The sequence below is a fragment of the Streptomyces typhae genome (genome assembly GCF_009755605.1).
GTDB lineage: Bacteria > Actinomycetota > Actinomycetes > Streptomycetales > Streptomycetaceae > Streptomyces > Streptomyces typhae.
The window spans coordinates 69,361-83,013 of sequence record NZ_WPNZ01000025.1 but is presented as its reverse complement, the minus strand read 5'-3'; the positions used below and the strand labels follow the sequence as shown (position 1 = coordinate 83,013).

Here is a 13,653-nt window from a genome sequence, read left to right as displayed (position 1 = left end):
AGTCGTTATTCCTTGATCAACAAAAGGGCGGCGACTTGCATGAGCACAGCACGTACATCGTGCGCTCACTCTGCGCGTGGAGGGGAACATGAGAAGCTCACGCAGACGGACACGAATATCGGGGACCGCGGCGCTGCTCGGCGCCGCCGCACTGCTCGCCTCCGGAGTTCCGGCGGCCGAGGCCGCGCCGGCGGCTCCGGGAGACCCGGCGAGCGATGTCGTCCCCGGCCGGGGCACGGCCACCCCGGCCCTGGTCGACGGGATCGAGGAGGCCGCCAAGGACTCCGGCAGCCCGGCCGACGCGGCGCGCGGCCACCTCGCCGCCAAGAAGGACCGCTACCGGATCACCGACCCGGGGCGGGACCTGACGGCCGAACAGACGGTACGGCACGGCGCCGACGAGACCGTGCGCTTCCAGCAGAAGCACCGGGGTGTGCCGGTCCTCGGCGGCCAGTACCTGGTGCGGATGGCGAAGAAGGACGGCGAGCGGGTCGTCACCGGCACGTCGGGCAAGTACTTCACGGGCCTGGCCGTCGGCACGAAGGCCGGGGTCGCGGAGAGGACCGCCGTCGCGCGGGCCGTCGAGGCGACGGCGGCCGGTGACCACCGCACGGGCAGCCTGACCAAGCTGTCCCCCGGAGCCGCCGGTGCCCCGAAGACCCACTCCAAGTCCGGTGCCAAGTCCAAGCCCGGCGGCGGCACCGCTCTCACGGGCGCCTCCCACGGCCTCGTCGTCCTGCCCCAGGGCGAGGGCGTCCTGACGTACCACGTCACCGTGACCGGCTCCGACCCGGCGACCGGCGCCCCGGTCAAGCAGGAGGTGTACGTCGACGCGGCCTCCGGTTTCCCGGTGCTCCAGTACTCGGGGATCCAGCACATCGCCGGTGCCGACGGCGGCTCCCCCGGCACCACCGGCAGCGGCGTCAAGCTGGACGGCAAGAAGGTCGGCCTCGACCTGACCCGCGACGCCGCCTCGGACACGTACCAGCTCCGTGACCGGCGCCGGCAGTGGGGCGGCAGCAAGAACGCGCTGACCACCTGGGACGCGCGCGGTGTCGACGCGAACGACGCCTCGGGCAAGTGGCCCGCCGGGATCAAGGAAGTCGCCTCCAGGAGCGCGGAGTTCGGCAAGGACGCCACCGAGTCGGGGGCCGTGGACGCGCACTGGGCGGCAGGGCAGGTCTACGACTACTACAAGAAGAAGCACGGCCGCGACAGCCTCGACGGCAAGGGCATGGCCATCAACTCCCTGGTGGGCGTGACCGATGGCGGCTTCCCGTTCGTCAACGCCTTCTGGGACGGCCAGAAGATGGTGTACGGCGGCGGCGACGAGGAGTTCAAGACCCTCTCCGCGGATCTGGACGTCGTCGGCCACGAGATGACGCACGGCGTCGTCGAGCACACCGCGGGCCTGGTCTACGTCGGCCAGTCCGGCGCCCTGAACGAGGCGGTCGCCGACTACTTCGGCAACGCCATCGACGTGAACGCCTCGAAGACGCCGATGGACGACCCGCGGGCCGCCCTGATCGGCGAGGACCTGTGCCGCACCAAGTCGCCCGAGGAGTGCGCCCTGCGCGACCTCGGTGACGGGCGCACCACGTCCAAGGACTTCCTCGGCGTCACCATCGGCACCGACAGCGGCGGCGTGCACCTCAACTCGACGATCTTCTCGGGTGCCCTCTGGGACATCCGTGAGGACCTGGGCGGCACCCTCGCCGACCGGATCGTCTACAAGGCGCTCGCCGAGTACCTGACCCCGCTCGACGGCTACACCGACGCCCGCAACGCGGTGGTCGCGGCGGCCAAGGCGCTCGGCGTCAAGGGCGCGCAGCTGCGCGCCGTGCACCGGGCCTTCGACGCCCACGGCATCACCAAGGGCTGGGAGAAGGCCATCGGCGCCGACTCCGACAAGCTCCTCGGCGACCTGAACGCCACCCGGCTCGGCGGTTTCCTGCCGAACACCGGCGCGGGCGCGGGCGGCGGCTGGTGGGCCGCGGCCAAGTCCGACGACGAGGGCCAGGAGGCCTTCTCCGTGTGGGCGGGCCGTACCGACGGCACCGGCGAGCGGAAGCTGATCAGCCCGAACGACGGCCGGTACCACGTCTACCCCGACACCGACGGCAAGACCGTGGCGTGGGTCGCGTACGGGCCGAACGACGTCGAGGTGCTGTCCCGGCCGCTGCGCGGCGGCCCGGTCAGGAAGCTGTGGTCGGCGGGCACGTCCGTCGCCAACGTGCACGTGTCGAACGGAACCGTCACCTGGCAGGAGTCGAGCCCGCACGGCCAGCAGCGGGTCGCCTATCTGCGGGCGGGCGAGCGCGAACCGGTGTTCGTGGACGGCGGCCGCTACGACGTGGTCACCGCGCTGCCCACGATCCACGGCGACAAGCTCGGCTACGCCAAGGTGTACACCGACAAGGACGGCTTCCAGCAGGTCTCCACGGAGATCACGGACGTGCGGTCCGGCAAGCAGACCCTGGTCCCGGCCAAGGGCGGCCACCTCGGCATCGCCACCCCGGCGATCAACGGCAAGTACCTGTACTGGCTGGTCGACGACATCGCCGACGACAACCGCATGGGCCTGCGCCGCGCCAAGCTGGACGGCACCGGTCGGACGGACATCGTTCCCGAGGACTCCAAGGACTCCTACTTCTGGAACGTGGACGCCTCGGAGTCGGCGGTGACCCTCACCCAGTGGCAGCCCCAGCAGGGCTGGAGCAACGCCAACCTCACCAAGCTGGTCCAGACCGACCTGGACGGCAAGGGCCTGAAGCGGGTCTCCTGCAACCGCGGCGAGCAGACCGGGCACGCGTCCGACACCGGCAGGCGCGTGGTGTGGATCGACGGCACGACCGGCCACACGGACCTGGTGACCCGGGCCCGCCCGGCGGGCACCTGCTGATCCCCGTACCCGCACACACGGCGGTGCCCCGCTCCCCGCATCGAGTCGAGGGGAGCGGGGCACCGCCGTTCCTGCCGTGTGCCGGGCGCTCAGAGCGTCGCCGCGAGCAACTCGCGGGTGTACGGGGCGGCCGGCCGGTCGAAGACCTCCTCGCGGGTGCCGGTCTCGACGATCTCGCCGTTGCGCATGACGGCGATCCGGTCGCAGAAGTGGCGGACGACGGCCAGGTCGTGCGAGACGAAGAGCAGCGAGAGACCCAGCTCGTCCCGCAGGTCCATCAGGAGGTTGAGCACCTGCGCCTGCACGGACACGTCGAGGGCCGACACCGGCTCGTCGGCGATGATCAGCCGGGGGCGCGGCGCGAGCGCGCGGGCGATGCCGATGCGCTGGCGCTGGCCGCCGGAGAACTCGTGCGGATAGCGGTCCAGGTGGTCCGCGGACAGGCCGACCTGCTCCAGGAGCACGGCCGCGCGGTCACGGCGCTCGGCCCTGTCCGCCCGGGTGTGCACGAGCAGCGGCGTGGTGACGATCTGCTCGACGGTGCGGCGCGGGTTGAGCGAGGCGTAGGGGTCCTGGAAGACGAGCTGCACCTCGCGGCTGAGTTCCCTGCGCAGCCGGGTGTCCGCCGCGGCGCCCGTGATGTCCCGCCCCGCGAAGCGCACCTCGCCCGCGGTCGGCCGCTGAAGACCGGCGAGCACCCGGGCCGTGGTGGACTTGCCCGAGCCCGACTCGCCGACCAGGCCGAGGGTCTCGCCCTGCCGCACGGACAGGCTGATGCCGCGCACCGCGCGCGTCGGCTCCCCGCGCCGCCCGAGCAGGGACCGGCCGCCGCCGAACTCGACGCGCAGGCCGGTGACGTCGGCGAGGGGGCGCTCCGGGGGCGCCACCGGTGTCCGGGCCGCCGCGCGCGGCCCCGGCTCCGGGTTCTCGACCGTCGGCAGGCGGGTGCCCGGGACGGTGGCGAGCGTGGGGGCCGCGCCGATCAGGGCGCGGGTGTAGGGGTGTGCGGGGGCGGTGAGCACCCGCTCGGTCGGGCCCAGTTCGAGCTGCCGGCTGTCCCGCATGACCAGGACGCGGTCGGTGGCGTGCGCGACGACGCCCACGTCGTGGGTGACCAGGAGGACCGCGGTGCCGTGCTCGTGCCGCAGCTCGTCGAGCAGGTCGAGGACCTGGCGCTGCACACGGGCGTCGAGCGCGGTCGTGGGCTCGTCCGCGATCAGTACGTCCGGGCTGTTGATCAGCGCCATGGCGATCATCACGCGCTGGCGCATGCCGCCGGAGAACTGGTGCGGGTGGTCCCGGGAGCGGGCGGCGGGGATGCCGACGCGCTCCAGGATGTCGACCGCCCGGTCCCGGGACTCCGTGCGCGAGGTGCCCCGGTGGTGGACGCGGTGCGCCTCGGCGAGCTGGGCGCCGACCGGGTGGAAGGGGGACAGGGCGGCGAGGGCGTCCTGGAACACCATCGCCACCCGGGAGCCGCGCAGCGCGCGCAGCTTGCCCTCGGACGCGCCGACGACCTCCGTGCCGCCGGCCAGGACGCTGCCGGTGACGCGGGTCCGCGCCGGGTCGTGCAGGCCCATGGCGGCCAGGCCCACGGTGGACTTGCCGGAGCCCGACTCCCCCACAAGGCCGAGCACTTCGCCGCGCGCCAGGTCGAAGGTGACGCCCTCGGCGGCGGTGACGGCGCCGCGCGGCCCGGTGAACGTCACGCTCAGATCGCGTACGCGCAGGGCGGGAGCGGCGGTCGGAACGGGAGCGGCCGCCGGAGCCGAAGCGGCCGTCGGAGCGGATGCGTCCGCCGCGGCGGAAGAGGCCGTGCGGGCCGCGCTCTCGGAAGCGGTCATGCGAGCCTCACCCTCGGATCGAGCCACGCGACCACGAGGTCGGCGACGGTGACGAAGACCACGACGAAGAACGCGGCGAGCAGCACGGTCCCGACGACGGTCGGCAGGTCGTTCTGGACGACGGCGTCCACGGCGAGCTTGCCGACGCCGCTGAGCCCGAAGACCGTCTCGGTGATGAACGCGCCGCCGAGCAGCGCGCCCACCTCGAGGCCGAGGAGCTGCACGAGCGGCGCCGCGGCACCGCGCGCGGTGTACTTGAGATGGGCGCGCAGCGGGCTGAGTCCCTTGCCGCGCGCGGTGCGGACATAGCCCTCGTGCATGACCTCCAGCATCTGGGCGCGGGAGAGCCGGGCGAAGACGGCCGCGTTGACGAAGCCGAGCACGAGCCAGGGAAGCAGCAGACCCGCGAGCCAGGCGCCCGGGTCGTCGCCGGGCGGGGTGTAGCCCGGCAGCGCGAACCAGCCCGTCCGGTAGACCAGCAGGTACTGGAGCGCGTAGCCGAGGAAGTAGATCTGCACGCTGGCGCCGACCAGGGTGAAGGCGGACAGGACGCGGTCGGAGGGCTTGCCGCGGCGCAGCGCGGACACGAAGCCCGCGCCGACACCGACGACGAGGATGACGGCGAGCGCGCCCGCCGCGAGGGAGAGCGTGACCGGGAAGCGGCTGGTGATGGCCGCGCGGACGGGCTCGTGCAGGGCGTAGGAGTAGCCGAGGCAGGGGGCGTCGCAGGCGATCGGGGTGCCGTCGACGTCCGCGATGGTGCGGCCCGCGAACAGGCCCCGTACATAGTCGACGTACTGGGCGAGGATCGGCTCGTCCAGGCCCATGGAGTCGCGTACCGCCGCGATCTGGGAGGCGTCGCACTTGGGGCCGCAGGCGATGACGGCCGGGTCGGACGGCGCCGCGTAGAAGAGCGCGAAGGCGGTCGCGGAGATCGCGAGGAGCACCACGACCGCCTGCACGGCCCGTCGGATGACGTGGGCGAGCATGGGTCAGGACTTCTTCAGGTACAGCCAGGCGGGGCTGATGGTGCCGTAGATCGGGTGGATGAAGGCGCCGCCGACGTCCGCGCCGCGCACCTGCTGGACGCGCTGGTGCAGGAACGGCACGACCGGCACGTCCTTCATGATCGTGTCCTTCTCCAGGGCGATGAGCTCCTTGGCCTTCTTCGTCGCGTCACCGGTCCGCGCGATGCGGTCGAGTTCCTTGTCGACGGCCGGGTTCCGGTAGCGCGGGTCGTTGTCGAGGGAGTCGCGGCGGCTGTCGAAGCGGTACGGGACACCGGTGGCCGGGGTCGGCCAGTCCACGGAGGACCCGGACATCCACAGGTCGTACTTCGGGTCGGCGCCGCGCAGGACCTCGTTGGTGTACGCGGGCAGCGGCAGCGGCTTGGTGACGAGTTCGATGCCCGCCTTGGCGAAGGCGTCGACGAGGACCTGCGCCATGCGGTCGTTGACGGCGTTGGACTCGTAGGCGTACGAGAGGCGCTCGACCTTCTTCTTGGCCTTGGCCAGGTGCCGCTTGGCCTTCTCGATGTCACCGGTGGGCCGGACCGGGTAGGTGTCGTAGCTCTCCCAGCCGACGATGGCGGGCGAGGAGTAGGTGGTGGCGATGTCACCGACGCGCGGACCGCCGAGTGCCTGGCGGGCCTGTTGGCGCGGGAAGAGGTAGTGGACGGCCTTGCGGACCTCGGGGTCGGCGACGCGGTCGTTGCGGATGATCAGGTGGTAGGTGAAGGCGCCGCGCCGGCCGTCGACGATCAGGTCCTTCTTCTTCGGGTCGCGTTCGGCCTCGCCGATCAGCTCGGGCGGGAACTCGTTCTTGGTGGTGATGGTGGCGGCGCCGTCGCCGCGCCCGTTGAGGATCTCCTGGGCGGTGTTGAGTTCCTTCTTCTCGAAGGTGAACGCGAACTTGTCGGCGTACTGGTGGCGGATCGGGTCGGTCTCCGCCTTCCAGTGCGGGTTCTTCTCCAGGGTCAGCGACCGGTTCTGGCGGTGCTCGACGATCCGGTAGGGGCCGGTCGCGAACGGCTTGAGGTCGTAGCGGGTGCCGGTGTCCTTGTCGGGGCGCACCGGCGACGAGGAGGACTGGGCGGCCATGAACGGCACGTCGGACTGCGGCTCGTGGAAGCGGAAGACGACGGTCTTGTCGTCGGGCGTCTCGATGCGGTCGAAGTCGCCGTCCTCCTTCGGGCCGCCGTAGACCTTGCGGGCCTGGGCGAGGTCGGACTTGCCGGTGAGCCACTGCGGCCAGTAGGGCGGGCCGACCTCGAAGCCGGGCGCGAAGGTGCGCTCGATGCCGTACTTGACGTGCTTCGAGGTGATCGGCTTGCCGTCCTCCCAGGCGATGCCGTCCTTGAGCCTGTACGTCCAGGTGCGGCCGCCGTCGGAGGCCTTGCCGATGTCGGTGGCGAGGTCGCCGACGAGCTTGGGCTTGCCGTCGGTCACCTGGTACTGGGTGAGCTGGCGGCCCCACAGGAGCGAGGTGTTGTACGCCTCGCCCGCGTAGATCTTCGCCGGGTCCAGGTGGGAGTAGTCCCGCAGGTTGGCGACGCGGATGGTGCCGCCCTCACGGGCGCCCTCGACGGCGGGCGCGGGGCCCGCGCTGTCCTTGGCGCTGCCCACCCCGGCGACCAGGTCGGCCTCCTCGCGGGGTGCGGCCGCGTCGCTCTTCGACCCCGCCCCGGCCGAGCAGGAGCACAGCACGAGCATGGCGGAGGCGGCGGCGACGAGGGGGACCGCGGTGCGCGAACTGAACCTGGGCATGGTGAACTCCATTGCGGACGGTGCGGGTTGGGGTGGTGCGGAGGGGGTGACGCGGAGGGGTACAGCCCCGGCGCGCCGGGGCTCAGCGGCGGGTGCGGGGGTCGAGCGCGTCCCGTACGGAGTCGCCGAGCAGATTGAAGGCGAGGACGAAGAGCAGGATCGTCACGCCGGGGAAGACCATGTAGGTCGGGTCGTCGTAGAAGACCTCGGAGCCGCGGGCGATCATGCGGCCCCAGTCGGGGACGGGTTCGCTGATGCCCACACCGAGGAAGGACAGGGCGGCCTCGGCGGTGACGACGCCGGGCAGGGCGATGGTGATGTGTACGAGGACGGGCGCCCACACGTTGGGCAGGAGCTCGCGCAGCACGATGTGGCGACGCGAGGCGCCCACGGCCCGTGCGGCCTCGACGAACTCGCGCTCGCGCAGGGAGCGCACGGTCGTCCTGAGGACCATCGCGAGCGGCACCCAGCCGAAGGCGGCGAAGATCAGCACCAGGACGGTGAACTGCATCCAGGCGGGCTCGTTCTCGCCGGGGCCGACGAAGCGGGTCTGCACGACGGGGCTCAGCGCGAGGAAGAGCAGCAGCGTCGGGAACGCGAGCAGCACGTTGCAGACGAAGGTGAAGACCCGGTCGGCGAGGCCGCTCAGATAGCCGACGGTCACGCCGAGGACGATCCCGAGGACCGCGATGACGGCGACGGCGGCGCCCGCGACGAGCAGCGAGGTGCGGATGCCGTACAGGAGCTGGGTGAACACGTCCCGGCCGAGGCCCGGTTCGAGGCCGAACCAGAAGTCGCCCGACATGCCGCCGTTGGGCAGTACGGGCAGGCCCTCCGGGCTGAGCAGACCCGCCTCGTTCTGGCCGTAGTGCTCGGTGGGGTTCTTGCCGTAGAGCGCGGCGAGCAGCGGCGCGGTGAGTGCGAGCAGCACGAAACAGGTCACCACGCCCAGGGCGGCGAGGCCGATCCGGTCCCGGCGGAGGGTGCCCCACATGCTGCCAACTCCTGATCGCTCACGGACGCGGAGGTGTTCCGCGTCGGTTCGCGATCATTAGAGTCAGCCGTCCGACGCCTTCGCAAATCCCCCAGGGGATACATTTCGGGAATGCTGCGCGCTTTAACAGCAGTGCAACACTGCGGGCCCCCATAGGGGAATGAAGCCGGGCAATTCACCCCCCTGAGATCTACGCCACACAGCCTCATCTCGCAAGGAGAAGTGCGCCAATGACCTTGCTTAACAAGGTGGCGCACGCACAGAACCTGCGAAGGGCCCCGGAACCGAGAGGTTCCGGGGCCCTTCGCTCGAAATTCAGGCGTCAGCCGATTTCCGCACCGAAGGCTTCGAGGGCCTCCGGCACCGGCTGGAAGAACGTCTCGCCGCCGCCGGAGCAGTCACCGCTGCCGCCGGACGTGAGACCGAGCGCCGTGTCGCCCGCGAACATCGCGCCGCCGCTGTCGCCGGGCTCGGCGCACACGTCGGTCTGGATGAGGCCGTTGACGATGTCGCCGTTGCCGTAGTTCACGGTGGCGTCCAGGCCCGTCACCTTGCCGTCGTGCAGCTGCGTGGTGGAACCGCTGCGCTGCACCTGCTGGCCGACGGTCGCCGCGCCCGCCTTGGTGATCTTCTGCGTGGAGCCGTTGTACAGGTTCACCTCGCTCGGGTGCGGGGTGTCGCCGGAGTACTTGACGATGCCGTAGTCGTTGTCGGGGAAGCTGGAGCCCGCGTTCTCACCGATGGCCTGGCCGCCCTGCTTGTCGGACCAGCTGGTGACGGCCTCGGTGCAGTGCCCCGCGGTCAGGAAGTGCGGCGCACCGTCCTTGACCACGTTGAAGCCCAGCGAGCAGCGGCTGCTGCCGCCGTAGATGGCGTCGCCACCGGCGAGGAAGGGCTTGAACTCCCCCTTGGTGTGCCTCAGCTCGGCCTTGCCGCCGAGGCTCTCGACGACCGACGTCAGCTTCTTCAGGTCCGCGCCCTTGACGGTGCGGTCCGCGGTGACGACGACCTTGTTGGCCGACGGGTCGGTGGCCCACGAGGTGCCGGGCACCGAGGCCTTGTCGGTGAGGGCCGTCCGGGCGCCCTTGAGTTCGGCGAGAGAGTTCTCGACCAGTCTGGCCTTGGCGCCGGCCGACTCGACGGCGTCCTTGGCGTTCTCGTCGAGGACGTTCACGACGAGGTTCTCGGCCTGGGCGTCGTAGTACGTGCCCGCGGCGTCCGCGCCCAGCTCCTTGCCGAGCGTGGAGGCGAGCTTTCCGGCCTTCGCGACGGAGAGCGTGTCCGGCTTGGGGGTGGGGGTGTTCTCACTCGCGTTCGCAGTCTGGAAGGTGACGGCCGCGCCGATCAGGGCGACGACACCCGCGCCTGCCATGGCGGCACGGCGCTTGGGTATGCGGCGGTGCTTCAACTCGCGTCCTCCTGTGGGGGGTCGAACCGCTCCGGCGTGGGGGCCTCGGCGGTCCGAAAAGCGTACGCGCACGGACTGCGGCGCTGGATAAGCCGCGTCCATGCCCATCAGGACCCGGCCCACTGTTCCCTGCGCGCGATGTCGCACACAAGGGCTGCTTCCGGACGCCCGCCCGGCAACGGACGCAGGGCTCACGGCTGTTGACCCACCGTGGTCGCGCCACGTCGGTTCCCGATGCAAACACCGCGCGCAAGGAGTGATCGGCAATGGGTGAGGACTAGTCCTGTCTTGATTTCGATGGTCGATGGCGCGGCGCGGCGCACACAGGAAGCCCCCGCCCGGAACTCGGACGGGGGCTCACGCACTGGTCAGCTCACCGACTGCACCGGCTGTCGCACCGGCTCAAGCGGGTCGGTCAGAACACACTCACGTTGTACGCCCGCAGGGCCTCGGTGACCGGCTGGAAGTACGTCGTGCCGCCGGAGGAGCAGTTGCCGCTGCCGCCGGAGGTCAGACCGAGCGCCGTGGAACCGGCGTAGAGCGGGCCGCCGCTGTCGCCGGGTTCGGCGCACACCGTGGTCTTGATCAGGCCGCTGACGACGTCGCCGCTGCCGTAGTTCACCGTGGCGTTCAGGCCCGTGACGCGGCCGGAGTGGGTGCCGGTGGTGGCACCGCGGCGGGTCACGTTCTGCCCGACGGTCGCGTCGGCGGCGCGGGTGATGTCCTGACTGCCGACGGTGCCCGACTTGGTGACCGAGTTGTTCGTGTACCGCACGATGCCGTAGTCGTTCGTCGGGAAGCTGGAGCCGTGCGTGCTGCCGAGCACGGTGGTCTTCGCCGAGTTCGACCACCAGGTGCCCGCGCCGTCGGTGCAGTGTCCGGCGGTGAGGAAGTAGTACGTGCTGCCGTTGCGCACGTTGAAGCCGAGGGAGCAGCGCCAACTGCTCGCGTACGTGACGTCGCCGCCGGATATGTACCGCTGGAGCTTGCCGGGTGTCCGCTCTATCCGCAGAGCGCCCGCCCTGTCGCCCGCGGCCTGCTTCAGCTCCGCGATCTCGGCCCGGGAGACGGTGCTGTCAGCGGTGACGAGGACCTGATCGGTCTTCGGGTCGATGCTCCAGGCGGTGCCGGCCACATCCGCTCTCAGGACGGCGTCACTGGCGGCGGTCAGTTCGGCGCTGCTGTAGGTGCGGGCCTCGTCGGCGCCGGCGGCGGGCACGGCGAGCGCGGCCGCGGCCACGAGCCCGGTCGCCACGGCGACGGGCCGGAGGTGTCGGCGGGGGGTGGTGCGCTTGATCCTCACTGCTGGTTCCTCCCGAGGGAAGTCAGGGGACCCCTGTGGGTGGGGGTCCGTGAGGCGCGGTCGGAGCCAGGGCGGATTCCGGTCGCACCGTGCCTCCGACAAGCGCTGCTCGGGAGTATTGGGGCGGCCGTGGCACCGCACAAGGGTGTCTTTCGGCCGCGTGGGCGCATCCACGCCGACCGGCCCCGGTGGTTTCCACACCCTGAGGTGCGCCACCGGGGCTCTGGGTCGTCGGCGTCCTGTCGGACGTTCCGGGAGTCAGCCGCTTGGAGAGTCAGACGTCCCGGGACGGCGAAAGGTTCCGTTCCCCGGCGGGGATCCCGGCGTCGAGGGTGTTGCCGGGCGGCGGGAAGGGGCAGATGAAGTGGTCGGCGAAGGCGCACGGCGGCAGCAGGGCGCGGTTGAAGTCGACCGTGGTGCGGCCCTGTCCGTCGGGCGCGGCGGGCCGCAGGAAGCGGAAGCGGTAGCTGGTGTCGCCGCTGGTGGCGTCGGCGAACACCGCCCACAGCGAGCCGTCGTCCTGCACGGACACCTGAAGGGTGTGCTCCTGCCCGGCGAGCGTGAAGGCGAGTTCACCGCCGAGGCCGAGCCCGCGCTCCACCCCGTCCGCGTTGCCGACCCGTACGGTGCGGTGCTCCGCGTACGGCGTGAAGCGGCCCCCGGTCACGAAGAGCGGGTCGTACCCGGTCACGTCGATGCCGGTGAAGGCGCGGCGCGCCGGGGCGTCCGGGTTGAAGTCGCGCACCGCCCAGAGCCCTTCGCGGCGCAGCACGACGAGGCGCCGCTCGCCCAGCCCGAGCCGGGCGGCGGTGACGGGTCCGGGGTCGGGAGTCAGCGGCACGGTGCCGGTGACGGGCCGCCCGTCCAGGGTGAGGCCGTCCTCGTCGGCGGCCGTCAGGGCGAGGGTGTCGCCGTCGTCGGCCCAGCGGCCCGGCAGGCCCGGGAGCTCTCCGTCCGGATGGTCGGCGAGCCAGTGGGTGCCGGTCAGGGACAGCGGGCCGTAGGGCGCGGAGACGGTGGCCGTGCGCTCCTCGTGCCACAGCGCGAAGTCCCGCAGCGCCTCGTCGGTGGTGGTACTCATCGTGATTCAGCCTTTCCGTACGGGCTCGGGCAGCCCGAGGTGTGAGCGCAGCGTCGTCCCCGCGTATTCCGTACGGAACACGCCGCGCTCCTGGAGCAGCGGCACCACCCGTTCGACGAACTCGTCGAGCCCGCCCGGAGTCAGGTGCGGTACGAGGACGAAGCCGTCGGCGGCGTCGGCGGCGACGAACTCCGCGAGTCCGGCGGCGACCGCGTCGGGGGTGCCGATGAAGGACTGGCGGGCGGTCGTCTCGATGACGGTCTGGTGCAGGGACAGGCCCTTGGCCCGGGACAGGGCCCGCCACTGCTCGGCGACGGCGAGCGGGTCGCCGAACCCGGCCCGGCCCTGGACCGGGCCGGCGTGCGGGTCGGGGTCGATGGCGGGCAGCGGTCCGTCGGGGTCGTGTCCGGACAGGTCGACGCCCCACACCTGTTCCACGGCGAGGAGCGCGTTCTGCGGCGAGACCTGGAGGCGCCGGATCTCGGCGGCGCGCTCCTGGGCCTCGGCCGCGGTGTCGCCGAGGACGACGGTGACTCCGGGCATGATCTTCAGCTCGTCGGGGGCGCGCCCGTACGTCGCGAGCCGGCTCTTCACGTCGGCGTAGAGGGCGCGGTCCGCCTCCAGGGTGCCGTGCCGCGTGCTGTGCTCTCCCGGGGGGTGGCCCCCGGGCCTCCAGCCGGTGAAGACCACATCGGCGGTGGAGGCGGCGAACTCGCGGCCCTCGGGCGTGTCACCCGCCTGGATCACCACGGGGTGGCCCTGCGGTGAGCGCTCCACGCCGAACTCACCGGCGATGTCGAAGTGCTGCCCGTGGTGCGCGAACGGCCGCGGCGCCACGGGGGGCCCGTCGGGCCCTGCGGGCGCCCAGGTGTCCCACAGCTCGCGGGCGGTGGCGACGAACTCGGCGGCGCGGGTGCAGCGGTCGGCACGGTCCAGGAAGCCGCCGCGCCGGAAGTTCTCGCCGGTGAAGGCGTCCGACGTGGTGACGACGTTCCAGGCGGCGCGGCCCCCGCTGAGGTGGTCGAGGGAGGCGAGTCTGCGGGCGAGTTCGTAGGGCTCGTTGAAGGTGGCGTCGACGGTGGCGGCGAGGCCGAGCCGGTCGGTGACGGCGGCGAGGGCGTTCAGGACGGTGATCGGCTCGGGGCGGCCGACGACGTCCAGGTCGTGGATGCGGCCCTTGTGCTCCCGCAGCCTGAGCCCCTCCGCGAGGAAGAAGTAGTCGAAGAGGCCGCGCTCGGCGGTGCGGGCCAGATGCTCGAAGGAGGAGAAGTCGATCTGGGACCCGGCGGCCGGGTCCGTCCACACCGTGGTGTTGTCGGCGCCCGGGAAGTGGGCGGCGAGGTGCATCAGCTTCCC

9 protein-coding genes are annotated in these 13,653 nt (G+C 71.8%); 1 reads left to right on the top strand and 8 read right to left on the bottom strand.

Annotated elements, in window-relative coordinates; genetic code table 11:
- Positions 1 to 88: 88 nt before the first annotated feature.
- Entirely contained in the window at positions 89 to 2,902 is a 2,814-nt protein-coding gene (locus GPA10_RS33835) for a M4 family metallopeptidase (RefSeq protein ID WP_157168792.1), read from the top strand.
- An 89-nt stretch (positions 2,903 to 2,991) separates the two neighbouring features.
- On the opposite strand, the gene GPA10_RS33830 is transcribed toward GPA10_RS33835, so the two are convergent.
- From GPA10_RS33830 to GPA10_RS33795, 8 genes are all read right to left on the bottom strand, one after another.
- Positions 2,992 to 4,746, bottom strand: coding sequence for a dipeptide ABC transporter ATP-binding protein (locus GPA10_RS33830; protein WP_157168791.1), 1,755 nt, complete (start codon positions 4,744 to 4,746; stop codon positions 2,992 to 2,994).
- Positions 4,743 to 5,735, bottom strand: a complete 993-nt coding sequence (locus GPA10_RS33825; protein ID WP_157168790.1) for an ABC transporter permease — start codon at positions 5,733 to 5,735, stop codon at positions 4,743 to 4,745. The genes GPA10_RS33830 and GPA10_RS33825 overlap by 4 nt, the downstream gene beginning before the upstream one ends.
- A 3-nt stretch (positions 5,736 to 5,738) precedes the next feature.
- Positions 5,739 to 7,511, bottom strand: a complete 1,773-nt coding sequence (locus GPA10_RS33820; protein WP_157168789.1) for an ABC transporter substrate-binding protein — start codon at positions 7,509 to 7,511, stop codon at positions 5,739 to 5,741.
- Positions 7,512 to 7,593: 82 nt separating this feature from the next.
- Positions 7,594 to 8,505, bottom strand: coding sequence for an ABC transporter permease (locus tag GPA10_RS33815; RefSeq protein WP_058852268.1), 912 nt, complete (start codon positions 8,503 to 8,505; stop codon positions 7,594 to 7,596).
- Positions 8,506 to 8,827: 322 nt separating this feature from the next.
- Positions 8,828 to 9,913 (bottom strand): S1 family peptidase, encoded by a 1,086-nt coding sequence (locus tag GPA10_RS33810; RefSeq protein ID WP_157168788.1) that lies wholly within the window; start codon positions 9,911 to 9,913, stop codon positions 8,828 to 8,830.
- Positions 9,914 to 10,328: 415 nt separating this feature from the next.
- Positions 10,329 to 11,216 carry a S1 family peptidase gene (locus GPA10_RS33805; protein WP_343041622.1) on the bottom strand — a complete coding sequence of 296 codons (888 nt, stop codon included), beginning with the start codon at positions 11,214 to 11,216 and terminating at the stop codon, positions 10,329 to 10,331.
- 274 nt (positions 11,217 to 11,490) lie between these two features.
- Positions 11,491 to 12,297: a DUF1684 domain-containing protein gene (locus GPA10_RS33800; RefSeq protein ID WP_157168786.1), complete on the bottom strand. Its 807-nt coding sequence runs from the start codon at positions 12,295 to 12,297 to the stop codon at positions 11,491 to 11,493.
- Between the two features lie 6 nt (positions 12,298 to 12,303).
- Positions 12,304 to 13,644, bottom strand: coding sequence for an NtaA/DmoA family FMN-dependent monooxygenase (locus tag GPA10_RS33795; protein ID WP_157168840.1), 1,341 nt, complete (start codon positions 13,642 to 13,644; stop codon positions 12,304 to 12,306).
- Positions 13,645 to 13,653 lie beyond the last annotated feature (9 nt).

Bases quoted from the DNA above. Each gene is read 5' to 3' on its own strand.
- GPA10_RS33815 (WP_058852268.1), bottom strand. From the start codon at position 8,505: ATGTGGGGCACCCTCCGCCGGGACCGGATCGGCCTCGCCGCCCTGGGC.
- GPA10_RS33800 (WP_157168786.1), bottom strand. From the start codon at position 12,297: ATGAGTACCACCACCGACGAGGCGCTGCGGGACTTCGCGCTGTGGCAC.
- GPA10_RS33820 (WP_157168789.1), bottom strand. From the start codon at position 7,511: ATGCCCAGGTTCAGTTCGCGCACCGCGGTCCCCCTCGTCGCCGCCGCC.
- GPA10_RS33795 (WP_157168840.1), bottom strand. From the start codon at position 13,644: ATGCACCTCGCCGCCCACTTCCCGGGCGCCGACAACACCACGGTGTGG.
- GPA10_RS33835 (WP_157168792.1), top strand. From the start codon at position 89: ATGAGAAGCTCACGCAGACGGACACGAATATCGGGGACCGCGGCGCTG.
- GPA10_RS33825 (WP_157168790.1), bottom strand. From the start codon at position 5,735: ATGCTCGCCCACGTCATCCGACGGGCCGTGCAGGCGGTCGTGGTGCTC.
- GPA10_RS33830 (WP_157168791.1), bottom strand. From the start codon at position 4,746: ATGACCGCTTCCGAGAGCGCGGCCCGCACGGCCTCTTCCGCCGCGGCG.